Source organism: Streptomyces sp. NPDC001770, from assembly GCF_053596135.1.
Window position 1 is genome coordinate 275949 of sequence record NZ_JBSFFN010000005.1, and the last position, 24137, is coordinate 300085.

Here is a 24137-nt window from a genome sequence, read left to right on the forward strand (position 1 = left end):
CACACGAGAGTGAGGAAACCAATGGGTCTGCTCGACAAGAACCGTGACGGTGTACTCGGTCTGTTCCGCGTCGTCGTAGGGTTGCTGTTCGCCTGCCATGGAGCGGCGGCCCTGTTCGGCGTGTTCGGCGGCCCCCACGGCGCGTCCCCGCGCCTGTGGGAGTGGCCCGGCTGGTGGGCCGCGCTCATCCAGTTAGCCGGAGGCATTCTGGTGCTCGTGGGCTACGGCACCCGGGCAACAGCGGTGATCTGCTCCGGCTCGATGGCGTACGCCTACTTCAGCGTCCACCAGACGTCCGCGCTTCTGCCCATCGAGAACGGTGGGGAGGCGGCCGCGATGTTCTGCTGGGCGTTTCTTCTCATCGCGGCTCTGGGGCCGGGCCGTTGGGCCCTGGACCAGGTGCTGGCGCGAAGCGAGGACACCCGGGCGGAGGTCCCGCTCGCACGGCGCTGAGCCGTTTTCCGGCGTCAGCCTCCCCCCCCCGATCCCTCCGTGGCTCCGGTCAACCGCGCGGTCGTGGCCCGGGGATCGGGAGAGAGGCCCGTCGCGTGCGTCGTCAGGCACGGCCGCAGGCAGTAGCGGGCATCCGGGTAACCGTTCGAGGCGGTCCTGACGATCCGGTCCGCCCAGGGTTAGTCTGCGCCGACGATCGTCAACTGGAGGTACGCATGCGTCGTCCTGTCGGACGGAACGTATCGGTCCTGGCAGTGCTCGCCGTGGTGGCGTCCGTCGGGGCGGCAGCCCCCGCCGGATCGTCGCCGCGGCCCGGCTTACCGGCCAAGACGCCGGTGGCCGCCGGGTACGGGGGAGCGGTGGCCAGCGTGGACGCGGACGCCACCGCGGCCGGTATCGAGGTGCTGCGCAAGGGCGGCAACGCGGTGGACGCGGCGGTGGCGACGGCCGCCGCGCTCGGCGTGAGCGAGCCGTACTCGGCCGGGATCGGCGGTGGCGGGTACTTCGTCTACTACGACGCCAAGTCCCGTACCGTGCAGACCATCGACGGCCGCGAGACGGCGCCCCGCAGCGCCGACTCCTCGCTCTTCCTGGAGGACGGCAAACCGCTCGCCTTCAACGACGCCGTCACCAGCGGTCTCAGCATCGGCACCCCCGGCACCCCCGCCACCTGGGACAAGGCGCTCGACACCTGGGGCACCAAGTCGCTCGGCACCCTGCTGAAGCCCGCCGAGCGCCTCGCCCGTGACGGGTTCGTCGTGGACAGCACCTTCCGCAGCCAGACCGAGGGGAACCAGGAGCGGTTCGCCGACTTCCCGGCCACCGCGAAGCTCTTCCTGCCCGGTGGCGAACTCCCGCTCGTCGGCTCGGTGTTCAAGAACCCGGACCTGGCCCGTACGTACGAGAAGCTCGGCCGCGAAGGCGTCGAGGAGCTCTACCGGGGCGACCTGGCGAAGGACATCGTGCGCACCGTGCGGAGGCCTCCCGTCGACCCGGCGTCCGGCCGTGTCGCCCGGGCCGGGGATCTGAGTACCCAGGACCTCAAGGCGTACCGGGCGCTGAAGCAGGCGCCGACCAGGGTGGGTTACCGGGGGCTCGACGTCTACGGCATCGCGCCCTCCTCGTCCGGCGGGACCAGCGTCGGCGAGGCCCTCAACATCCTGGAGTCCACCGACCTCTCCAAGGCGAGCCAGGCGCAGTACCTGCACCGGTTCATCGAGGCGAGCCGGATCGCCTTCGCGGACCGGGGGCGCTGGGTCGGCGACCCCGCGTTCGAGGACGTGCCCACGGCCGGACTGCTCAGCCGGCGGTTCGCCGACTCGCGCGCCTGCCTCATCCGCGACGACGCCGTGCTGACCAGCCCGCTGGCCCCCGGTGACCCGAGCTCCCCGACGCCCTGCGCGACGGGCGGGGCCGCCGCCCCGACGACGTACGAGGGGGAGAACACCACGCACCTCACGGCTGCCGACAAGTGGGGCAACGTCGTCGCCTACACCCTCACCATCGAGTCGACCGGCGGCAGCGGCATCACGGTGCCCGGACGTGGATTCCTGCTCAACAACGAGCTGACGGACTTCTCCTTCGCGCCCGCCAACCCGGCCGTGCACGACCCGAACCTGCCCGGTCCGGGCAAGCGCCCGCGCTCGTCGATCTCGCCGACGATCGTCCTCGACCACGGGAAGCCGGTGCTGGCGCTCGGATCGCCCGGTGGGGCCACCATCATCACCACCGTGCTCCAGACCCTGACCGGCCGGCTCGACCGCGGGCTGCCGCTCGTCGACGCCATCGCCGCACCCCGCGCCAGTCAGCGCAACGCGGCGGCCACCGAGATCGAACCCGCACTCTGGGACAGCCCTTTGAGAGCCCAACTGGAGTCCCTCGGACACGTGTTCAAGCTGAATCCGGAGATCGGTGCGGCCACCGGGGTCGAGCGGCTGCCCGACGGGCGGTGGCTGGCGGCGGCCGAGCCGGTACGCCGGGGCGGCGGCTCGGCGATGGTGGTGACGCCGAGCGACGGGCGACGCTGATCAAGAGCCGGCGCTGATCGACGACCGGCGCCGGTCAACGGCTGCGGTGGGTGGCCCGTGCCTCGTACGGGCCACCCACCGCGGTGGTCAGAGCGCCGTCAGGATGCGGGGGCCGTCGTCGGTGATGGCCACCGTGTGTTCGGCGTGGGCGGCCCGGCTGCCGTCGGTGGTCCGGAGCGTCCAGCCGTCCTGGTCCGGCCGGAAGTGGTCCCCGCCGCCGGCGATCAGCATCGGCTCGATCGCCAGCACCATCCCGTGGCGCAGGGGGAGCCCCCGCCCCGGGTGCCCCTCGTTCGGAACGGAGGGGTCCTCGTGCATGGCCCGGCCGATGCCGTGCCCGCCGAACCCCTCGGGGATGCCGTACCCCGCCGCGCGGCAGACGGTGCCGATCGCGTGCGCGATGTCGCCGATGCGGTTGCCGACGACGGCCGCCGCGATCCCCGCGTCCAGCGCCGCGTACGCGGTGTCGATCAACAGGGTGTCGGCCGGCCGCGCACGGCCCACGGTGAAGCTGATCGCGGAGTCACCGGCCCAGCCGTCCAGCGTCGCGCCCGCGTCGATACTGACCAGGTCCCCGTCGCGCAGCCGGTAGCCGCCCGGGACACCGTGCACGATCGCGTCGTTCACCGACGCGCAGATCACCGCGGGGAAGGGGACCGGCGCGAAGTGGGGGTGGTAGTGGAGGAAGGGCGACCCCGCGCCCGCCCCGCGCAGCACCTCGTGTGCCACGGCGTCGATCTCGCGCAGGCTCACACCGATCCGCGCCGCCTCGCGCGCTGCGCTCAGCATCTGTGCCACGACCCGGCCGGCCTCGCGCATGGCGGCTATGGACCTGTCCGTCTTGAGTTGCACCATGCCAATTACTATACCGGTCAATGCGGTATTAGAATGACGGCATGGTTCGTACGCCCCTGACACCCGAAGAGCGCCGCCGCGGCGAGCGGCTCGGCATCCTGCTCCGTGAGGCTCGCGGTGGGCGCAGCATGGTCGCCGTCGCGGCGAGCGCCGGCCTTTCCGCCGAAACCCTCCGCAAGATCGAGACGGGCCGGGCCCCGACGCCCGCCTTCTTCACGGTGGCGGCCATCGCCGCCGCCCTCGGGCTGACCCTGGACGAGATCCTCGCGGGCTGCGCCGAAGAGGCCGGTGCCGAAGAGAGCGGTGCCGGGGAGGGCGGTGCCGAGGAGGCCCGCGCGGTGGAGGCCCGCGCGGTGGAGTCCGGCGCGGTGGGGGAGGTGCCGGCCGTGCCGGCCGGTGAGCTGCTGCCGCTGGGGGCCTGACGGGCGGCGCTCGGGTCCGACGGGCAGCCCGTAGGCTCGGGGCGTGACTCTCCAGGACTTCGCCCGCAGCGAGTACGTCAGCCTGACCACCTACCGCAAGGACGGCACCCCCGTCGCCACTCCCGTATGGGCCGCGGCCGACGGCGGGACGCTCTACGTCTGGACCCGCTCCGACTCGTGGAAGGTGAAGCGGCTGCGCCGCACCTCCCGGGTCCGGGTCACCGTCTGCGACGTCAAGGGACGGGTCGCCGAAGGCGCGCCGAGCGCGGAGGGGACCGCCCGGCTCGTCGAGGGGCCGGACATGGCGACCGTACGCAAGGCGCTGTCCCGCAAGTACACCTGGAAGTTCTGGCTGGTCGACTGGCCGGCCATGGTCGTACGGCTCGGAAAGCGGCCCCACACCGGAATCGCCGTGACCTTCTGAGGGGGTGCCCGGCCCCGGGGCGCGCAGCCGCGCTGTCGTGCGGTTCGCGGTTCCGGCGCCTCCCGAGGCGGTGCCCGGCGGAGCAAGGCCGGACGTCACGGCCCCGCCCATGATCCACCGGACACCACCTGCTTGAAAAACGGGCGTAGCCGCGCCGTAACACGGCTGCGGTCGAATGCGAGCTGACTGGAGGGCTCCAGCCGAGGGCCGACGAGGGCGGCGATGACGGTGCATCAGCAAGTGGTCGAAGTGGACGTGTTCGCGCGGTTCCTGGGGGATCTGGCCGCCCGTCTGGACCCCGGAAGCGGTTGGTACGGGGTCTTCACCCGACGCGATCCCGCCGGGATGCGGGCCTGCTTCGAGGGGGTCGAGATCCCGCCCTGGGACGTGGTCGAGTCACTCCTCCAGGATCTGGCAGCCTCCTACGGTACGCAGCGCGCCGAACAGGAGTCCGTGCGCGCCGCCTCGCTCTACGCCGCGTCGGCGGCGGCCCACGACCGGCGCCCCGGAGGGCGCCAAGAGCTGCACCAACGGCTGGAGTTAATGGCCCGTGAGCGGGAGGAGGCCGCCCGGCGGGTGCGCGCCGCGGAGGCGGGCGGCGCACAGCCCGACCGGCAGGCGCTCGCCTGGGCCCAGGACGACCACAGGCGCGCCTCCGCGCGGTGCGCCGAACTCCGCAGCCGCCTCGCCGCGATCACGGCCCCTCGCGACTGGTTCCGGGAGGAGGCGAGCCCGTACGAGGAGGCCGCCGGACCCGCCGTACGGGAACGGGGTACGGCGAACGCCCGTACGAAGCAAGCCGGTTCGCCTCCCACCGTGCCCGCACCGCGAAACCCCACCGGCCCCGAACCCGCCGCCCCCGCGCCGAAGCCCGTGCGCGCCAAGCCGAGGGGCGCCCGGTTCGCCGGTCTGGAGGCCGACGACGGGGCCGCGCCCGCACCCTCGATGCTCCCGTTGCTGCCCTCCGTCGCGCCGTCCGCCCCGAAACCCCGGGGGGCCCGCTTCGGCGGCGCCTCCCGCGAGGCGGAGGAGAGCGCCGAGACGCCGCAATCGGCCCCCGCCGCCGACCTGGCGGCGGTGCGGGCGGCGGCCGACGTGGTCGCGCTGCTCCTGGCGATGCGCGCGGAGGGGCGTACGGGAGAGGCGTACGCCGTGCTCTGCGAGGCGGCCGCCTGGCCGGCCGAGCGGCTGCCGGTACTCGCCGTGGCGCTGGGGCTCGCCGGCCTCGACGCCGACTGGGCCACCCTGTTGTGGGAGATGTCCTCGCTGCCGCCCACCGGGCTGGCGGCGGCGGTCGGCGCTCTCGCGGAGGCCGGGCGCGACGAGGACTGCGGGCACCTTCTGCGGCAGGGCGCCTCCCGGACGGCCGAGGAGATCGCCGACGCGGCGGTCGCGCTGGACCTGGCGGGCCGCGAGGCGGAGGCGGAGGAGTTGCTGGGCGCCTTCGTCCGCGTCAGGTCCCCGCACGAGGCCGCACGGATCGCCGGGGCGGGGCCGGCCCACCTCGTGCCGCAACTGCTCGCGGCGGCCCGCGGGGTGTCGGCGGCCCGGGAGTGGGACCTGGTGCACGCCCTGCGGGTCGCGGGCATCCCCGGTGTCTGACGCTCCGTCACGCACGGCCGGTACGGGCCCGTACGGGCTGCTTCCGGCGTGTCCCGGCGGGGCTGCGCACGCCTCGGGCGCGAAACGTGATCGACTCGGCCGGTTCACGGCGACGGTCTTGCCCCGCCGTGGGGAGGGGCTTACGTTCTCCTCCTACCTTCCGTGTCCACCCGCGTAGAAAACGCGTAGAGGCTCTGACGTCGCGTCGAAGGAGCAGCTCATGTCCCACGTCGTTCGCGCCGCACTCGTCCAGGCGACCTGGACGGGCGACGCCGAATCCATGATCGCCAAACATGAGGAGCACGCGCGCGAGGCCGCCCGGCAGGGGGCGAAGATCATTGGTTTCCAGGAGGTCTTCAACGCCCCGTACTTCTGCCAGGTGCAGGAGCCGGAGCACTACCGCTGGGCGGAACCCGTACCGGACGGCCCCACGGTCTCCCGGATGCAGGACCTGGCCCGCGAGACCGGCATGGTCATCGTGGTGCCGGTCTTCGAGATCGAGCAGTCGGGCTTCTACTACAACACCGCCGCGGTGATCGACGCCGACGGCTCGTACCTCGGCAAGTACCGCAAGCACCACATCCCGCAGGTCAAGGGGTTCTGGGAGAAGTACTACTTCAAGCCCGGGAACGCAGGCTGGCCCGTCTTCGACACGGCGGTCGGCAAGGTGGGCGTCTACATCTGCTACGACCGGCACTTCCCTGAAGGGTGGCGCCAGCTCGGACTCAACGGAGCCCAGTTGGTGTACAACCCGTCCGCCACTTCGCGCGGACTCTCCAGCTACCTCTGGCAGTTGGAGCAGCCCGCCTCGGCCGTCGCCAACGAGTACTTCATCGCCGCGATCAACCGGGTCGGCCGGGAGGAGTACGGCGACAACGACTTCTACGGCACCAGTTACTTCGTCGACCCGCGCGGCCGGTTCGTCGGCGACGTCGCCAGTGACAAGGAGGAGGAACTCCTCGTCAGGGACCTGGACTTCGACCTGATCGAGGAAGTCCGCAACCAGTGGGCGTTCTACCGCGACCGCCGCCCGGACGCCTATGACGGGCTGGTGGAGCCGTGACCGGCCTCCACGCGCGCCACCGCGCCGTCAGCCCCGACTGGCTCACCCTCTACTACGAGCGGCCCCTGGAGATCACCCACGGCGAGGGGCGGCACGTCTGGGACGCGGACGGCAACCGCTACCTGGACTTCTTCGGCGGCATCCTCACCACGATGACCGCGCACGCGCTCCCCGAGGTGACGAAGGCGGTCAGCGAGCAGGCAGGGCGGATCGTCCACTCCTCCACGCTCTACCTCAACCGCCCGTTGGTGGACCTCGCCGAACGCGTCGCCACCCTCTCGGGCATTCCCGACGCGCGCGTCTTCTTCACCACCTCCGGCACCGAGGCCAACGACACGGCCCTGCTGCTCGCCACCACGTTCCGGGGGTCCAACCAGATCCTCGCGATGCGCAACAGCTACCACGGCCGATCGTTCTCGACGGTCTCCGTCACCGGCAACAGGGGCTGGTCGCCCACCAGCCTCTCCCCGCTCCAGACCCTGTACGTGCACGGCGGGGTGCGCACCCGGGGGCCCTACGCGGAGCTGACCGACGCCGAGTTCACCCGCGCGTGCGTACGCGACCTGGAGGACCTGCTCGGGCACACCCGCGGGCCCGCAGCGCTGATCGCCGAGCCGATCCAGGGGGTCGGCGGCTTCACCTCGCCGCCGGACGGCCTCTACGCCGCCTTCCGCGAGGTGCTCGACCGGCACGGCGTGCTGTGGATCTCCGACGAGGTGCAGACCGGCTGGGGCCGTACCGGCGACCACTTCTGGGGCTGGCAGGCACACGCGGAGAACGGCCCGCCGGACATCCTCACCTTCGCCAAGGGCATCGGCAACGGCATGTCCATCGGCGGAGTCGTGGCCCGCGCCGAGGTGATGAACTGCCTGGACGCCAACTCCATCTCCACGTTCGGTGGTTCACCCGTCACCATGGCGGCCGGCCTGGCCAACCTCACGTACCTCCTCGACCACGACCTCCAGGGCAACGCCCGCCGGGTCGGCGGACTGCTCATCGAACGCCTGCGGGCCCTCGCCGTACGCGTGCCCTCGGTACGCGAGGTGCGCGGGCGCGGACTCATGATCGGGATCGAACTGGCCGAGCCCGGCACCGACCGGGCGAACCCGGAGGCCGCCGCGGCCGTCCTGGAGGCGGCGCGCGAGGGCGGGCTGCTCATCGGCAAGGGCGGCGGGCACAGCACCAGCGTGCTGCGGATCGCCCCGCCGCTCTCCCTCTCCGTCGCCGAGGCGGAGGAGGGCGCGTCGATCCTGGGCGAGGCCCTGCGCGCGGCCGGCTGACCGGACGGCGGCGGGTCGTGACGTGACCCGCCGCCCGGCCCGGAGACGGCTCCCGCACGTCGCCTCCGCCCGATGAGGAGACGGCTCCCGCACGTCGCCTCCGCCCCCTTCTTCACCACGCACCGGGTCCCGTCCCCGTGGGTCCGGTCCCTTCCCGGCACAGCGAGGAGAGGCATATGAGCCGCACCGTGATCCACGGCGGTCTGGTCGTCACCGCGTCCGACGAGATCCACGCCGATGTGCTGATCGAGGGGGGACGGGTCGTCGCACTCGCCGCCCACGGCAGCGACACGGCCGAGGGCTGGACCGGGCGGAGGATCGACGCCACCGGGAAGTACGTCATCCCGGGCGGGGTGGACGCCCACACCCACATGGAGATGCCGTTCGGCGGCACGTACGCCTCGGACACCTTCGAGACCGGAACCCTGGCCGCCGCCTGGGGCGGCACCACGACCATCGTGGACTTCGCCATCCAGTCCAGGGGCGGATCGCTCAAGGCCGGACTCGACGCCTGGCACGAGAAGGCCGAGGGGAAGTGCGCGATCGACTATGGCTTCCACATGATCATGTCCGACGTGAACGCCTCCTCGCTCAAGGAGATGGACCAGCTCGTCTCGGCCGGCGTCACCTCGTTCAAGCTCTTCACCGCCTACCCGGGGGTCTTCTACTCCGACGACGGCCAGATCCTGAGGGCCATGCAGCGCGCGGGCTCCAACGGCGGACTGGTGATGGCCCATGCCGAGAACGGTCTCGCCATCGACGTACTGGTCGAACAGGCGCTCGCCCGAGGCGAACGGGACCCCCGCTACCACGGCGAGGTCCGCAAGGCACTGCTCGAAGCGGAGGCCACCCACCGGGTGATCAGGCTCAGCCAGGTCGCCGGGGCGCCCCTCTACGTCGTCCACGTCTCCGCGCAGGAGGCCCTCGCCGAGATCGCGCGCGCCCGGGACGAGGGCCACCCGGTGTTCGGCGAGACCTGTCCGCAGTACCTCTTCCTGTCGACGGACAACCTCGCCGAACCCGACTTCGAGGGCGCCAAGTACGTCTGCTCCACCCCACTGCGCCCCAAGGAGCACCAGGCGGCGCTCTGGCGCGGGCTGCGGACCAACGACCTCCAGGTCGTCTCCACCGACCACTGCCCGTTCTGCTTCAAGGGGCAGAAGGAGCTGGGCCGCGACGACTTCTCCAAGATCCCCAACGGCATGCCCGGCGTCGAGAACCGGATGGACCTGCTCCACCAGTCCGTCGTCGACGGCCACATCGGCCTCCGCCGCTGGATCGAGATCGCCTGCGCCACCCCGGCCCGGATGTTCGGGCTGTACCCGAAGAAGGGCACCATCGCCCCCGGCTCCGACGCCGACATCGTCATCTACGACCCGCACGCCGAGCAGACGATCTCGGCCGCGACCCACCACATGAACGTCGACTACTCGGCCTACGAGGGCAAACGTCTGACGGGCCGGGTGGAGACCGTGATCTCGCGCGGCGTCCCGGTGATCGACAACCACGCGTACGTCGGACACGCCGGGCACGGCACCTATCTGCCCCGCGGTGTCTGCCAGTTCGCCCGCTGAGAGCGGCCGGGACGCACGAACGCCCCGCCGGGTACGGTGTCCGGGCGGAGCGTCCGACGTACGTACGCGGTTCAGCGGCGGGTACGGACCAGCAGGTAGAGGAAGTACGGGGCGCCGATGACGGCCGTCATCAGGCCCGCGCCGAGCTGCGCCGGGGCGATCACCGTACGGCCGGCCATGTCCGCGAGACAGACCAGGACCGCACCGAGCAGCACCGCGACCGGGACGACCCGCGCGTGGCGCCGGCCGACCAGCGCGCGCGCCGCGTGCGGGGCGACCAGGCCGACGAAGCCGATGAGACCCGCCGCGGCGACCGCGCTCGCGGCCAGCAGTACCGACATCACGAGGAAACCGAGGCGCGCCCGGGTGAGGTGCAGCCCGAGGAGCCTCGGGGTGTTCTCGTCCAGCGCGACGAGATCGAGTTCGCGGCGGCGTACCACCGACCACACCAGACCCACCGCGAGCACCACCGCGACCGGCAGCACGTCGGGCCAGTTGCGGCCGTAGGTGGAGCCGGAGAGCCAGGTGAGGGCACGCGTCGTGTCGAACGGGTCGCTGAGCACGATGACCAGACTGATCAGTGCCGTGGTGGTCGCGAACACCCCCATCCCGAGCAGGACCAGCCGGTTCTGCCCGAAACCGCCCCGCGCCGCCAGCCCGAAGACCAGCCCGGAGGCGACCGCCGCACCCGCGAAGGCCGCTCCGGCGATCAGCCAGGAACTCGCGGCGGTCACGGTGGTGACGATCAGCACGGCACCGAGCCCGGCGCCGCCGGTGACACCGAGGATGCCCGGCTCCGCGAGCGGGTTGCGGGTCACCGCCTGCACCTGGGTGCCGGACAGGGCCAGCGCCGCGCCCGCCAGCAGGGCGGCCAGCACCCGGGGGACCCGGGTGTCCAGGACGTACGTGACGACCCGTCCGGACTTGCCCTGCGCCCAGTTCACGACATCGCCGAGCAACAGCTTCGCGTCGCCGACGAGCACCGCCACGACGACCACACCGACCAGCACCACGACGAGCGCGACCACGGTGACCAGGTACGCCGTCCGGCCGGGTATCCGCAGCCGGTCCGGCGCCTCGGCCGAGGCGGTGTCCCGGGTACGGAGTGCCATCACGACCAGGAAGACACCGCCCACCACGGTCGTGACGACGCCCGTGGGCACCTCCACGGCCAGGTCCGCGGGGACGAGCGCGCGCAGCAGCACGTCCGCGCCGAGGATCAGCGCGGCGCCCATCAGCCCGGCGACGGGCATCTGGACACGGAACCGTACGAGACCGCGGAACCGGCGGGCCAGGGGGCGTACCAGGGCGGGGGCGCAGAGGCCGACGAACCCGATGGGCCCGGCGAGCGTGACGGCCGCCGCGGAGAGCAGCGTGGCGAGGACGACCGCGGTGATCCGGGTGCCCCGGACGGGCACGCCCAGCCCCCGGGCGGCGTCGTCGCCCAGGCCCAGCGCGTCGACCCGGCGGGCGACGAGCAGCAGCCCGACGAGCCCCACCACGACGAAGGGGATCATCTGCTGGACGCCGTCGAACCCGTTCTGCCCGATGCCGCCCTGCCCCCACCGGTAGAGACCCTCGGTCCGCTGGGGGAAGAGCAGCAGCAGCGCCTCGGTCACCGCGTTCAGACCCAGCATCAGCGCACTGCCCGCGAGGACCAGACGCACCGTCCCCTTGCCCAGCCCGGAGAGCCCGAGCACCACGGCCGCGGCGGCGAGCCCGCCGACGAACGCGGCGCCCGAGGAGGCGAGGAACGGCAGCGAGACGCCGGTGACGGCGACCACGCCGAGCGCCAGGTACGAACCGGCGTTCACCGCCAGGGTGTCCGGCGCGGCGAGGACGTTGCGGCTGACGGCCTGGAGGGCGGTACCGGCCGCGCCGAGCGCCAGCCCGACGAGGATGCCGGCGACCATGCGCGGCAGCCGGGACGCGATGACGACGGAGGAGTCCCCGGCGTCGGCCCGGCCGAGGAGCGCGTCCCAGACCTGGGACGCGCCGACGTCCGCGGTGCCCTGGGTGATGTCGACGACGGCGAGGACCAGGACGAGCAGCACGAGCCCGGCCGTCACCGCGACCGCACCCGTCGTGACCGCGGCGGTGCGGTCACGGCCGACCGCGGTGTTGTCGATGACGGCCATGGCGCGCTACTTCTTCGTCAGGGCGTCGACGAGGGAGTCGGCGTACGCCTCCATCGAGCGGGGGCCGCCGAACATCCAGACGCCGTCGGGCAGCCGGTGCACGTTGCCGTCCTTGACGAACGGGAGCGACTTCCAGACCGCGTTCTTCGAGAGGTTGTCGGCGAACGCGTCGCCGTCCACGTCGTTGGCGACGTAGGTGAAGTGGACGTCACCGAGCTTGGTGAGACCCTCGACGTCGGTGGTCGCGAGGCCGTACGCCTTGTCGCCCTCCACCTTCCAGGCGTTCTTCAGACCGAGCTGCTCGTTCATCGCGCCCAGCAGCGACTTGCCGGTGAAGGCGCGGACGGAGACCTGGTTGGCGTCGACGTAACCGTCGGCGGAGGCGATCGAGGCGCCACCGAGACCGGCGTCCTCCAGAACCTTCTTGTTCTTGGCGATGTTCGCCTCGAACTCCTTCTTCACCGTGTCGGCCTCGGCGGTCCTGCCGGTGGCCTGCGCGATGAGGTCGAGACCCTTGGTCATCGTGCCGACCTGGTCGGCACCGTCGGCGGAGGTCACCTGGATGACCGGGGCGACCTTGCGCAGCTGCGCCACCACGTCGGGGGAGAGGTCGTCGGTGGCGACCACGAGGTCCGGTGCGAGGGCCGCGACCGTGTCCATGCTCGGCTCGCCGCGGGTGCCGATGTCCTTCGGGCTGCCGGTCAGCGGGGCCGCGGTGTCCCACGCGGCGTACCCCTTCACGTCCGCCACGCCCACGGGGGCGACGCCGAGTGCGACCAGGTCCTCGGTCACGTTCCACTCGGTGGTGACGACCTTGGTGGCGGGACCGTCGAGGGTCACCTTGGTGCCGGTCGCGTCGGTGACGGTGATCTTCTGGGACGCGGGCTTCGCCGAGGCGGCGGAGTCGTCGGTGGACGGCTCCGAGGTGCCGCAGGCGGTCAGCGAGAGGGCGGCGACGGCGACGGTGGCCGCGGCGAGGAGGTGACGCTTCATGAGGAGGTGCTGAGCCTTTCGGATCTGGAGTGGTGGCGGCCTATCGCACGGGTGCGCAGCCTGCCGGTCGACGGATCGGTGTCGACGTCGATACGGATGCCGTAGACGTCGGACAGCAGCTCCGGTGTGAACACGTCCTCGGGCGCGCCGTCGGCGACGACGCGTCCCGCGTGGAGCAGAGCGACCCGGTCGGCGACGGACGCCGCCTGGTCGAGGTCGTGGAGGACGACACCCACGGCGATGCCGTGGAGGTCGGCGAGGTCACGCATCAGGTCGAGGAGTTCGACCTGGTAGCGGAGGTCGAGGTAGGTGGTCGGCTCGTCCAGGAGCAGGACGCCCGTCTCCTGCGCCAGGCAGCTCGCCAGCCACACGCGCTGGAGCTGCCCGCCGGAGAGCTGTTCGACGCCCCGCCCGGCGAGGTCCTCGACGCCGGTGAGGGCGAGGGCGCGGTCCACCGCGGCGGAGCCGTCCGGGTCCGGACGGCCCCAGCGGCCCCGGTGCGGGTACCGGCCGAACTCGACCACGTCCCGCACGCTGAGGCCGCCCGGAGTGGACCGGGACTGCGTCAGCAGCGCGACGCACCGCGCGAATTCGCGGGCGCCGAGCGCGAAGCCGTCGGTGGCCCCGTCGGTGCCGGCGTCCACGGTGAGCGAGCCGCCGCGCGCGTTCTGGAGCCGGGCGAGAGTACGCAGCAGCGTCGACTTGCCGCTTCCGTTGGGGCCCACGAGGGCGGTCACCTCGGCCGGCCGCAGGTCGAGGCTCGCCGCGTGCACGACGTCCGTACGGCCGTAGGCGACGGTCACCGCGTCCGCGGACAGTCCGTGACCGCGCGTCTGTGGCACGCCGGCCGCCGAAGGGGCGTACGCCGTGCCGGAAATGCTCTCACCAGCTTTCATGCGGCTTAGGTTAGCCTGCCCTTAGATGAGTGGGAACATCACCCCTGGTCACAGAATGGCCTCGATGGGGCCGGTGGTGCGGCGGCGATGTCCCGCGCCGCCGGGTGCGGGCGGTGCGAGGCCGCCGCCCGCGTCCGGGCAGCGCGAAGCCCGGCGGCCGATGCTGCTGCGGTCGGCGGCCGGGCTTCGTTCGGAGGTCCGAGAGGGCCGAAGGGCCTGGCGCTCCGTGAGGTGTGCGGTGGTGCGCGGTCAGTGCCCGTGACCGGTCAGTTCTTCCACCAGTCGTCGAGCGGGGTGGCCGGGACGGTGCGCTTGTGGCGGGACGCCAGGTAGACCGACTCCAGTCGCGCCGCGACTCCGGGGGCGACCTCCGCGCCCTCCAGATAGTCGTCGATCTCGGCGTACTTCAGGCCGAGCGCCACCTCGTCCGGCAGCGCGGGGCGGCCGTCCTCCAGGTCCGCCGTCGGGACCTTCTCCCAGGTGCTCTGCGGAGCGCCCAACTCCCGCAGCAGGGCAGCGCCCTGACGCTTGGTCAGCCCGGTGAGCGGGGTGAGGTCGACCCCTCCGTCGCCGTACTTGGTGAAGAAGCCGGTCACCGCCTCGGCCGCGTGGTCGGTGCCCACGACGAGCAGCCCCAGCTGGCCCGCGAGCGCGTACTGGATCACCATGCGCTCACGTGCCTTGACGTTGCCGCGTACGAAGTCCCGCAGCTCCGGCTCCCCTTCCGGCAGCTGGGCCAGCGCGACCGCGACCTCGCCGGCCACGGTGTCCGCGCCCGGCTTGACGTTCACCGCGACCGACCGGTCCGGGCGGATGAACTCCAGCGCGATCTGCGCGTCGTGCTCGTCGGCCTGCACGCCGTACGGCAGCCGCACCGCGAGGAAGGTGGCCTCGTGCCCCTCGGCCCGCAGCTCCTCGGCCGCGAGCTGGCACAACTTGCCGGTCAGCGTGCTGTCCTGCCCGCCGCTGATCCCGAGCACGTAGCCCTTGGCCGGGGTCGACCGCAGGTAGTCCTTGAGGAAGTCGACCCGCTGCCGGATCTCCACCTTCGGTTCCACTGCCGTCCTGACGCCGAGGTCGGCGATAATCTGCTCCCTGAGGGTCACCATTCCCGTACTGTACTGGCCGCTCTGTTACGGGGAGAAGTCGGCACGGTCGCGCCGCACCACCCTCGCGTCCGGGTGTTCCGCAGGTCACAGGGGTGACGGTGTGGATCAGGCGGTTGTGCCGGGTTTCCGTACGGGGCTGCCCCCGCCTCACCGCAGCGCTCCCTCCAGTACCGCCCGGCCCAGCCGGGTCCGGTGGTGGAGCACGCGCACGCCCTGGCGCTGGGAGAGGAGCAGCCCCGCCTCCCGCAGGACGGTGGCGTGCCTGCTGGCGGTCGACGGTGCGAGCCGGAGCGCCGCGGCGAGGTCCATCGTGGTCATCGGGCGGTCAAGTATCCGCAGCAGTTCGGCGCGGGAGGCGCCGATGAGCTGCGCCGCCGGGGCGTCGCCGCCCTGGCGCCGGCGTTCGAGCCAGCCGGGCGCGGGGGAGAGCGGGTGGACGAGCACCGGGGGCAGCTCCTCGTCCGCGAGGGTGATCGGGGAACGGACGCAGAAGAAGGCGGGGAGCAGGGTCAACGCACGTCCTCGTAAGGCCAGTTCGCGGTCCCGTGGATACGGGGCGCGCAGCTCGCGGTCCCGGTAGCGCCACCCGGGCAGCTCGTCGTACCCGATGAGGAGGCCCTCCGCCCCATGGGTGAGGACGGCTTCGGCGCGGGCGGTCCGGTCGGCCGCCGCCTGCTCGCGGATGACGCCGAGGTAGGGCGCGACGGCCACCCGGTGGTAGGCGCGCAGGGCGGAGGCGAGGTGGCGCAGGGCCCGGGGGCGGCCGTCGGCCAGGGGGCGCACGGTGGCCGGGACGGGGCGGCCGGTGTGCGCGTACAGCCGGGTGAGTTCGGCGCGCAGGCGGTGCCGGGGGGTGGAGAGCAGCCGTTCGAGGCCGGCGTCGAGGTCGGTCTCCCCGCGACCGGGGGTCAGGAAGTCGGGGAAGTACGAGCGGTCCGGGCAGAGCCGGATCAGGGCGCGGGCCGCAGGGGTGAGCCCGGACCGCCGCAGGGCCTCGGCCACCTCGCGGCGCCATGCCCCGAACACGAGGGGCGCCTGGCGGTTCTGGAGCAGATGCAGGCTCAGCGCGGTTTCCCAGAGCGGGTCCACGTCGGGGGCCAGGCGCAAGCGGGCCAGTTCCTGGTGCGTGAACTCCACCCGTAGCACGGCGCACCCCCGGCGGTCACGGGCGTCCGGCGGCGCCCGCCCGGGCGGAACTCTACGCGCATTGCGGATCTGACGCATTCATGTCAGGAAGTCGGAAGGTAACGGGGTCCCGCTCCGGCGGCAAGGGGGCGAGGGCCTCCTTCGACCAGGAACGAATGGCTTGCGCGGCGGCCCCGGCCGCATCACCGTGGCGGTCACGTGTCACGTCGTCACCAGGCCGTGGGCCCGGTGCGCCCGGGCCTCGTCGAAAGCGCCTCCCGGGTCCCGGCCGCCGGTCCGGTCGCCGTTGTCCGCGTCCGTCGTTCCCCGGAACCACCAGCACCACTGGCACCACCTGTCCGGCACTGTCCGCCTGTCGCCACCTGTCCGGCACCACCCTCCCGGGCGTACCCACCGCCCGCGAGTCCTTCCCCGCCCCCACCGAGAAGGAGGCGCACCGTGCGCCGTGACCCAAGACCCCGCCCCGTCCTGCCCGTGCCCCCACGCCGCGCACCGGGACGCCGCCGCGTCGCGTCCCTCGTCCGCCGAGGGCCGGCCGCCGCCGTCTCCCTGCTGGCCGTCGCCGCTCTCTCGCTCGCCGCCGGCCCCGCCGCCGCCCGCGACGCCGCCCCGGGCGACGCCCCGCTCGGGAGCGTCAGCTGGCGGGCGGACCTCTCCGCGCCCACCGGCGACGAGACCAACGTCAGCCGTGCCGACGGCACGCTGCGGCTGCGCGACCGCAACGTAAGGCCGGCCTCCGCGCGCTCCCCGCGCGGTCAGGGCGCGGTCCTCCTCCCCGTACGCCAACTCGACCGCGCCGTCGACCGGATCACCCCGGACGTCGACGTCACCCTCCCCGCCGGATCGCAGGTGGTGGTCGACGTGCGCGGGCAGGACGGTCTGGGCCGGTGGACCGAATGGAGGGAGGCGAGCGAGGACGCACCCGCCCTGCTGCCCCGGGCCGTCACCCGGGTACAGACCCGTATCGTGCTGGTCGCCGCCCCCGACGGTGCCGCGCCGAGCGTCCGCGCCCTGTCCCTGAGCGCCGAACTCGACCCCGACGCGCCCCGGTCCGTCATGGCGGCCGCGTCCGTCACGTCGACCGTGTACGCGACCCGCGAGGGTCTGGTGGGCGGCACCACCGCCAACGGGCACGTGATCGTCGCCAGCGACCACTTCGTGGCCCTGCCGTCCCGGCGCGGGCTCTCCCCGAAGGGCAGCGCCCAGTACTCGGTCAAGGTCTGCGGCCCCGCCCGCTGCGAGACGGCCCCGGTGTGGGACGTCGGCCCGTGGAACACCAAGGACGACTACTGGAACCTCTCCTCCGCCCGCGAGTCCTTCAAGGACCTCCCGCAGGGCAAGCCCGAGGCGCAGGCCGCCTACCTGGAGGGCTACAACGGCGGCCTGGACGGGTCCGGCCGCACGGTGCTGAACCCGGCCGGCATCGACCTCGCCGACGGCACCTTCTACAACATCGGCCTCAACAACAACGGCTACGTCACCGTCGAATACCTGTGGACCGGCGCCGGTGCCGCGACCAAGTCCTTCCCGACCTGGGGTACCGACGTCAACATCCGCCAGCAGGCCACCAGCACCTCCACCCGGGTCGCCCAGCTCGCCGGGCCCACGACGGTACGGGTGCAGTGCCAGGTGCACGGGCAGCTCGTCCAGTCCGGCGGGTACAGCAACGACGCATGGTCCTACCTGCCGGACTACGGCGGCTACATCTCCAACATCTTCATCGACAACGCCGCCAGCTGGCTCCCCGGCGTCCCGAACTGCTGAGGGCGGCGCCCCGGACTGCCGGGGACGTGCGGGTGGTGCGGTACGGGCCGCACCACCCGCACGTACCGGCACCGGGTGACGGCACCTCCCGGCCCCCTCTTCCCAAGGTGCCGATCGCGGTCCAGAATCATCGCTCCGCCACTCGCGTCCGAGGCGCCGTCGTACAGGGTCCGGCACGGTCCGATATGGAAGGATTCCGCCGGAGAACGTCACTCGCGGGCAGTATGCCCTCGGTGCCCCTGTCGGGCGAACCAGCCTGCAACGGACGGAAGTTCAACGGCCGGGGCGGCCGCGGCCGTCCGCCCCGCGCGCCACCCTTCGCGCACTGGACCAGGAGCAGCGACATGGACTTCGGACTCGTACTCCAGACCGACCCGCCCGCCTCGTCCGTCGTCGGCCTGATGCGCCGCGCCGAACGCAACGGGTTCCGGTACGGCTGGACCTTCGACTCGGCGGTGCTCTGGCAGGAGCCCTTCGTCATCTACAGCCGCATCCTCGAACACACCGAGCGGCTGATCGTCGGCCCGATGGTCACCAACCCCGGCACCCGTACCTGGGAGGTCACCGCCTCCACCTTCGCCACCCTGAACGACATGTACGGCAACCGGACCGTCTGCGGCATCGGCCGGGGCGACTCCGCGATGCGGGTCGCGGGCCGCCGGCCCAACACGCTCGCCCGGCTCGGCGAGGCCATCGATGCCATCCGCGACCTCGCCGAGGGGCGCGAGACGTCCGTCGACGGGCAGCGGATCCGCATCCCGTGGGTGAAGGACGGCCGGCTGCCGGTGTGGATGGCCGCCTACGGGCCCAAGGCGCTGGCCCTCGCCGGGCAGAAGGCCGACGGGTTCATCCTCCAGCTCGCGGACCCGTTCCTCACCGAGTGGATGATCAAGGCGGTACGGAAGGCCGCGGCGGACGCGGGCCGCGACCCCGACTCCGTCACCATCTGCGTCGCCGCCCCGGCCTACGTGGGCGACGATCTCGGCCACGCGCGCGAGCAGTGCCGCTGGTTCGGCGGCATGGTCGGCAACCACGTCGCCGACCTGGTCTCCCGGTACGGCGAGCACTCCGGCCTGGTGCCCGAGGCCCTCACCGCGTACATCGCCGGGCGCTCCGGTTACGACTACAGCCACCACGGCCGCAGCGGAAACCCGGACACCGCCTTCGTGCCCGACGAGATCGTCGACCGGTTCTGCCTGCTCGGCCCCGCCGAGGCGCACATCGAGAAGCTCCGGGCCCTGCGCGACCTCGGCGTCGACCAGTTCGCCGTCTACAACATGCACGACGCCCGCGAGGCCACCATCGACGCCTACGGATCGACGGTCATCCCCGCCCTCGCCGGCTGACCCCCTGCCCCGGCGGGACCCCGGCCCACACCCGTACCGCAGACTGCACCCTCGCGCCCCGCCCCCTCGCACCCGCACCCTCCCGTCCCTGCCCCCTCGCACCCTCCCGCCCCCGCCGCCTCGCGCACCCGCACCGGCTGTACGCGCGTCCCGGGCCCGGCACCGCAGCCGGGCCGGGGTCCCGTCCGCGCCCCGCACGGCACCACTCCCGAGCGAAGGGTCCAGCCGCATGACAGCAACCACCCCGCCCACCCCTCCGAACCCGTCCACCCCACCGACCCCGCCCGTTCCGCCGTCGTCGCCCGCACCGCCGGGCGAAGCGCCCGCGGGCACCGGCGCCGACCCCTCCGGGCGGGTCGCCCTCGCCCCGGGTGAGGTGCCCGGCCACCCGTCCTTCGTCAACGAGGACCTGCTCCCCGTTCCCCTGGAACGGCGCACCTGGACCACGTACAACTTCGCCGCCCTCTGGATCGGGATGGCGCACAACATCCCGTCCTGGCTGCTCGCCTCCGGGCTCGTGGCCCTCGGCATGGACTGGAAGCAGGCCGTCCTCACCATCGCGCTGGCCAACGTGATCGTGCTGCTGCCGATGCTGCTGACCGGGCACGCCGGGCCCAAGTACGGCATCCCGTTCCCCGTGCTGGCCCGCGCCTCCTTCGGGCTGCGGGGCGCCAACCTGCCGGCCCTGATCCGGGCGGCCGTCGCCTGCGCGTGGTTCGGCATCCAGACCTGGATCGGCGGGGTGGGGGTCTTCACGCTCCTCGGCAAGATCTTCGGGGGCTGGGCAGGCGCCTCCACCGTCGGCGGCCGGCCGTGGACGCTCTGGCTCTGCTTCGTCCTCTTCTGGGCCCTCGAACTCGCCATCATTTACCGGGGTATGGAGACCCTGCGCCGGTTCGAGAGCTGGGCCGCACCCTTCGTGATCGTCGGTGCGGTGGTGCTGCTGGTCTGGATCGCGGTGAAGGCCGGAGGATTCGGGCCGCTGCTGGACCAGCCCTCCGAACTCGGCTGGGGGAGCGACTTCTGGCCGGTCTTCTTCCCGTCCCTGATGGGCATGATCGGCTTCTGGTCCACCCTCTCCCTCAACATCCCCGACTTCACCCGCTTCGGCGCGGGCCAGAGCGCCCAGGTCCGGGGGCAGACCCTCGGCCTGCCGACCACCATGACGTTCTTCGCCCTGCTCTCCGTCCTCGTCACCTCCGGCTCGCAGGCCGTGTACGGGGAGGCGATCTGGGACCCGGTCCAGCTCGTCTCGAAGACCGACAACGTCTTCGGGCTCCTCTTCGGCCTGGTGACCGTGCTCGTCGCCACCCTCTCCGTGAACATCGCGGCCAACGTCGTCTCGCCCGCGTACGACCTCGCCAACGTCGTACCGAAGCTGATCGGCTTCCGCACCGGCGCGCTCGTCACCGGCGTCGTCGGCGTGCTGATGATGCCGTGGAAGCTCACCGAGACGCCCGAGCTGTACATCTACACCTGGCTCGGCCTGGTGGGCGGCCTGCTCGGTACGGTGGCGGGCATCCTCATCGCCGACTACTGGTACGTCCGCCGCACGGTGCTCGACCTGCCGGACCTGTACGAGCCGGGCGGGCGCTACTGGTACCGGGGCGGATGGAACGGGAGGGCCGTCGCCGCCTTCCTCGCCGGCGGCCTCCTCGCGGTCGGCGGCTCGCACTCCGCACCCGGCGCGGGCCCCTTCCCCGAGGACGGGATCGTGCCCTTCCTCAAGCCCCTCGCCGACTACGGCTGGGCGGTCGGCCTCACCTCGTCGCTCGTGCTGTACTCCCTGCTCAGCGGTGTGAAGACCGCCCCGGAGGCCTGACCGGGAACAGCCGCCGGAGGCCGGGTCCACCCCACAGGATCCGGCCTCCGCCACCGGGCGGACCAGGGCGTGAGCGCGCGGGTACGGGGTCCCTTGTGGAGACCGGACCGGTCACGAGATATCTTGATGTCAAGCAATGTTGCAGACGTGGAGCGGAGCACCCGGTGACTGACTCGACCATCATCTATACGCACACCGACGAGGCCCCTGCCCTGGCGACGTACTCGTTCCTGCCCGTCGTCGAGGCCTACGCCTCGACCGCCGGTGTCACGGTCGAGCGCCGCGACATCTCCCTCGCGGGCCGGATCATCGCCAGCTTCCCGGAGCGCCTCACGGCCGACCAGCGTATCGATGACGCGCTCGCCGAGCTGGGCGAGCTGGCCAGGACGCCGGGCGCCAACATCATCAAGCTGCCGAACATCTCGGCCTCGATCCCGCAGCTCAAGGCCGCCGTGGCCGAGCTCCAGGCGCAGGGCTACGCCCTCCCGGACTACCCGGACGACCCGCAGACCGACGAGGACAAGGATGTCCGCGCCCGGTACGACAAGGTCAAGGGCAGCGCGGTCAACCCCGTCCTGCGCGAGGGCAACTCCGACCGCCGCGCCCCCGCGTCGGTCAAGAACTACGCCAAGGCCCACCCGCACCGCATGGGTGCCTGGACGGCCGACTCGAAGACGAACGTCGCCACCATGGGCGTCGACGACTTCCGCTCCACCGAGAAGTCCGCCGTGATCGCCGAGGACGGCTCGCTCCGCATCGAGCTCGTCGGTGACGACGGCTCCACCACCGTGCTGCGCGACTCCGTCCCGGTCCTGGCCGGCGAGGTCGTCGACGCCGCCGTCATGCGCGTCGCCGCGCTGCGCGAGTTCTTCACCGCGCAGGTCGCCCGCGCCAAGTCCGAGGGCGTCCTCTTCTCGGTGCACCTCAAGGCCACCATGATGAAGGTCTCCGACCCGATCATCTTCGGCCACGTGGTCCGCGCCTTCTTCCCGAACACCTTCGCCAAGTACGGCGACGTGCTCGCGGCGGCCGGCCTCACCCCGAACGACGGCCTCGGCGGCATCCTGAAGGGCCTGGACTCCCTGCCCGAGGGCGGCGCCGAGATCAAGGCCTCCTTCGAGGCCGAGCTCGCCGAGGGCCCGGCCCTCGCGATGGTCGACTCCGACAAGGGCATCACCAACCTGCACGTCCCCAGCGACGTCATCGTCGACGCCTCCATGCCGGCCATGATCCGCACCTCCGGCCACATGTGGGGCCCGGACGGCAACGAGGCCGACACCCTCGCCGTGCTGCCCGACAGCAGCTACGCCGGTGTCTACCAGGTCGTCATCGACGACTGCCGCGCCAACGGCGCCTTCAACCCGTCGACCATGGGCTCCGTGCCGAACGTCGGTCTGATGGCACAGAAGGCCGAGGAGTACGGCAGCCACGACAAGACCTTCGAGATCCCGGTCACCGGCACCGTCCGCGTGGTCGACACCAAGGGCGACGTCGTCCTGGAGCAGACCGTCGGCGCCGGCGACATCTTCCGCATGTGCCAGACCAAGGACCTGCCGATCCAGGACTGGGTCAAGCTGGCCGTCACCCGCGCCCGTGCCACCGGCGTCCCGGCCGTGTTCTGGCTGGACGAGACCCGCGCGCACGACGCCAACCTCATCGCCAAGGTGAAGACCTACCTCGCCGACCACGACACGGACGGCCTGGACATCTCCATCAAGTCGCCGGAGGAGGCCACCGCCTTCTCGCTGGAGCGCATCCGCCGCGGCGAGGACACCATCTCGGTGACCGGCAACGTCCTCCGCGACTACCTCACGGACCTCTTCCCGATCCTGGAGCTGGGCACCAGCGCCAAGATGCTCTCCGTGGTCCCCCTGATGAACGGCGGCGGCCTCTTCGAGACGGGCGCCGGCGGCTCGGCCCCGAAGCACGTGCAGCAGCTCGTCAAGGAGGACTACCTCCGCTGGGACAGCCTCGGTGAGTTCCTCGCCCTGGCCGTCAGCTTCGAGCACCTCGCCCAGACCACCGGCAACGCCCGCGCCCAGGTCCTTGGCGACACCCTGGACCGCGCCACCGGCACGTTCCTGAACGAGGACAAGTCCCCGAGCCGCAAGCTCGGCGGCATCGACAACCGCGGCAGCCACTTCTTCCTCTCCCTGTACTGGGCGCAGGAACTGGCCGCGCAGACCGACGACGCCCAGCTCGCCGAGGCGTTCGCGCCGCTGGCCAAGACCCTCACCGAGCAGGCGGACACCATCGTCGCCGAGCTGAACGCGGTGCAGGGCTCCCCGGTCGACATCGGTGGCTACTACCAGCCCGACCCGGAGAAGGCCGCCGCCGTCATGCGCCCTTCGGCGACCTTCAACCAGGCGATCGCGACCCTCGCCTGATCCGGTTGCCCGGGTGAGTGCGCGCCCCGCCGCTCGCACCGCCCACCGCACGTACGCCTCCGCCCCGGCCAGGGGTCACCCGGCCGGGGCGGAGGCATGTCCGGGACCTTGTGGTCCGGGAGGCCCCGGTGGCTGTGCCGGGCGGGCCAGCCACTCCGGCAGGACGCGGAGGAGGATCCGGGCGAGCGCGTCCGGATCGCGTGGTGGGGCGGTCTCCAGCCACGTCTGGAGCACGCCGATGATGCCGAACCCCAAGAAGCGGCTGTACGCGGTGAGCGCCGGCTCGTCCCAGGCCGGACCGGGCGGCACCAGCGAGGGCCGGGCGTCGAGCAGCGAGACGACCGACGCGGTGAAGTGGCGGCTCAGCAGACGGGTGAGTACGGGGCTCCGCCCGTCGAGCAGCCCCGTGGTGAAAATGTCCTCGTACCGCTCGAACCAGTCGAGGAAGTCCCACGCGATCTCCTCCCACACCCGGTCGAAGGGCAGGGAGCGGTCCGCGGCGTTCTCGGTGAGCATGCGGCGCATGGCGTCGAGATCACCGACGAGCGCCTGCTCCAGGGCGTCCGCGGGGCTGCTCGCATGGTTGTAGAAGGTCGTGCGGTTGAGTCCAGCGGTACGGGTCACGTCCGCGACCGACACCGACTCGATGGGCCGCGCGGCGGCCAGCAGCAGAACGGCCTCCCGCAGCTTGCGCCTGCTGCGCAGGACCCGAATATCGGCCATGTCCACCTTCGGGCGAATCATGCCCTGCAACGTACCCCCGCCACCGGCGGCGACCAACACCGGCCGTTCAGCGGGCGGGAGATCGATCCCGCAACACTGCCGCCATCTTTCGC

Annotated in this window: 18 protein-coding genes and 1 pseudogene; 12 read left to right on the forward strand and 7 right to left on the reverse strand. The window is 72.3% G+C overall.

Translation table 11 applies throughout. The features are described from left to right. The first annotated feature begins 21 nt into the window (after positions 1 to 21). Both ACWCSV_RS07690 and ggt read left to right on the forward strand, forming a co-directional pair. The gene (locus ACWCSV_RS07690; RefSeq protein WP_451139507.1) at positions 22 to 453 is read left to right on the forward strand and encodes a DoxX family protein; all 432 of its coding nucleotides are present in this window, start codon (positions 22 to 24) and stop codon (positions 451 to 453) included. Between the two features lie 215 nt (positions 454 to 668). Next, complete coding sequence (gene ggt / locus ACWCSV_RS07695) at positions 669 to 2480, forward strand: gamma-glutamyltransferase (protein WP_451139509.1); 1812 nt, start codon at positions 669 to 671, stop codon at positions 2478 to 2480. Positions 2481 to 2567: 87 nt separating this feature from the next. Here ggt and map read toward each other — a convergent pair whose 3' ends face one another. Further along, positions 2568 to 3335, reverse strand: a complete 768-nt coding sequence (map, locus tag ACWCSV_RS07700) for a type I methionyl aminopeptidase (protein ID WP_451139511.1) — start codon at positions 3333 to 3335, stop codon at positions 2568 to 2570. Positions 3336 to 3376: 41 nt separating this feature from the next. Here map and ACWCSV_RS07705 point away from each other — a divergent pair. From ACWCSV_RS07705 to hydA, 6 genes and pseudogenes are all read left to right on the forward strand, one after another. Beyond that, positions 3377 to 3622: pseudogene (locus tag ACWCSV_RS07705) on the forward strand (helix-turn-helix domain-containing protein); the annotation flags it as partial. A gap of 178 nt (positions 3623 to 3800) precedes the next feature. Continuing rightward, positions 3801 to 4181 carry a PPOX class F420-dependent oxidoreductase gene (locus ACWCSV_RS07710; protein WP_451139513.1) on the forward strand — a complete coding sequence of 127 codons (381 nt, stop codon included), beginning with the start codon at positions 3801 to 3803 and terminating at the stop codon, positions 4179 to 4181. A 222-nt stretch (positions 4182 to 4403) separates the two neighbouring features. Beyond that, positions 4404 to 5783 carry a hypothetical protein gene (locus ACWCSV_RS07715; protein ID WP_451139515.1) on the forward strand — a complete coding sequence of 460 codons (1380 nt, stop codon included), beginning with the start codon at positions 4404 to 4406 and terminating at the stop codon, positions 5781 to 5783. 220 nt (positions 5784 to 6003) lie between these two features. Next, on the forward strand, positions 6004 to 6846 hold the full coding sequence (locus tag ACWCSV_RS07720; RefSeq protein WP_451139517.1) for a nitrilase-related carbon-nitrogen hydrolase: 843 nt from the start codon (positions 6004 to 6006) through the stop codon (positions 6844 to 6846). After that, entirely contained in the window at positions 6843 to 8126 is a 1284-nt protein-coding gene (locus ACWCSV_RS07725; RefSeq protein ID WP_451139519.1) for an aspartate aminotransferase family protein, read from the forward strand. The genes ACWCSV_RS07720 and ACWCSV_RS07725 overlap by 4 nt, the downstream gene beginning before the upstream one ends. 176 nt (positions 8127 to 8302) lie before the next feature. Continuing rightward, entirely contained in the window at positions 8303 to 9700 is a 1398-nt protein-coding gene (hydA, locus tag ACWCSV_RS07730) for a dihydropyrimidinase (RefSeq protein ID WP_451139521.1), read from the forward strand. Positions 9701 to 9771: 71 nt separating this feature from the next. Here hydA and ACWCSV_RS07735 read toward each other — a convergent pair whose 3' ends face one another. The 5 genes from ACWCSV_RS07735 to ACWCSV_RS07755 form a co-directional block, all read right to left on the reverse strand. After that, positions 9772 to 11838: an iron ABC transporter permease gene (locus ACWCSV_RS07735; RefSeq protein ID WP_451139523.1), complete on the reverse strand. Its 2067-nt coding sequence runs from the start codon at positions 11836 to 11838 to the stop codon at positions 9772 to 9774. Between the two features lie 6 nt (positions 11839 to 11844). Continuing rightward, positions 11845 to 12831, reverse strand: a complete 987-nt coding sequence (locus tag ACWCSV_RS07740) for an ABC transporter substrate-binding protein (protein ID WP_451139525.1) — start codon at positions 12829 to 12831, stop codon at positions 11845 to 11847. Beyond that, entirely contained in the window at positions 12828 to 13727 is a 900-nt protein-coding gene (locus tag ACWCSV_RS07745; RefSeq protein ID WP_451139527.1) for an ABC transporter ATP-binding protein, read from the reverse strand. Before ACWCSV_RS07745 ends, ACWCSV_RS07740 begins: the two co-directional genes overlap by 4 nt. Before the next feature lie 266 nt (positions 13728 to 13993). Next, the gene (nadE, locus tag ACWCSV_RS07750) at positions 13994 to 14836 is read right to left on the reverse strand and encodes an ammonia-dependent NAD(+) synthetase (RefSeq protein WP_451139529.1); all 843 of its coding nucleotides are present in this window, start codon (positions 14834 to 14836) and stop codon (positions 13994 to 13996) included. A gap of 147 nt (positions 14837 to 14983) precedes the next feature. Further along, a complete protein-coding gene (locus ACWCSV_RS07755; RefSeq protein ID WP_451139531.1) occupies positions 14984 to 15973 on the reverse strand; it encodes an ArsR/SmtB family transcription factor in 990 nt (329 codons plus the stop codon). A gap of 447 nt (positions 15974 to 16420) precedes the next feature. Between ACWCSV_RS07755 and ACWCSV_RS07760 the strand changes: the two genes are divergently transcribed. The 4 genes from ACWCSV_RS07760 (at position 16421) to ACWCSV_RS07775 (ending at position 23301) form a co-directional block, all read left to right on the forward strand. After that, positions 16421 to 17746 (forward strand): hypothetical protein, encoded by a 1326-nt coding sequence (locus ACWCSV_RS07760; protein ID WP_451139533.1) that lies wholly within the window; start codon positions 16421 to 16423, stop codon positions 17744 to 17746. A gap of 344 nt (positions 17747 to 18090) precedes the next feature. Next, positions 18091 to 19092, forward strand: coding sequence for a TIGR03842 family LLM class F420-dependent oxidoreductase (locus ACWCSV_RS07765; protein WP_451139535.1), 1002 nt, complete (start codon positions 18091 to 18093; stop codon positions 19090 to 19092). A gap of 229 nt (positions 19093 to 19321) precedes the next feature. After that, positions 19322 to 20914 carry an NCS1 family nucleobase:cation symporter-1 gene (locus ACWCSV_RS07770; protein ID WP_451139537.1) on the forward strand — a complete coding sequence of 531 codons (1593 nt, stop codon included), beginning with the start codon at positions 19322 to 19324 and terminating at the stop codon, positions 20912 to 20914. Positions 20915 to 21078: 164 nt separating this feature from the next. Continuing rightward, on the forward strand, positions 21079 to 23301 hold the full coding sequence (locus ACWCSV_RS07775; protein ID WP_451139539.1) for an NADP-dependent isocitrate dehydrogenase: 2223 nt from the start codon (positions 21079 to 21081) through the stop codon (positions 23299 to 23301). Between the two features lie 75 nt (positions 23302 to 23376). On the opposite strand, the gene ACWCSV_RS07780 is transcribed toward ACWCSV_RS07775, so the two are convergent. Then, positions 23377 to 24045, reverse strand: a complete 669-nt coding sequence (locus tag ACWCSV_RS07780) for a TetR/AcrR family transcriptional regulator (RefSeq protein ID WP_451139541.1) — start codon at positions 24043 to 24045, stop codon at positions 23377 to 23379. Between the last annotated feature and the right edge of the window lie 92 nt (positions 24046 to 24137).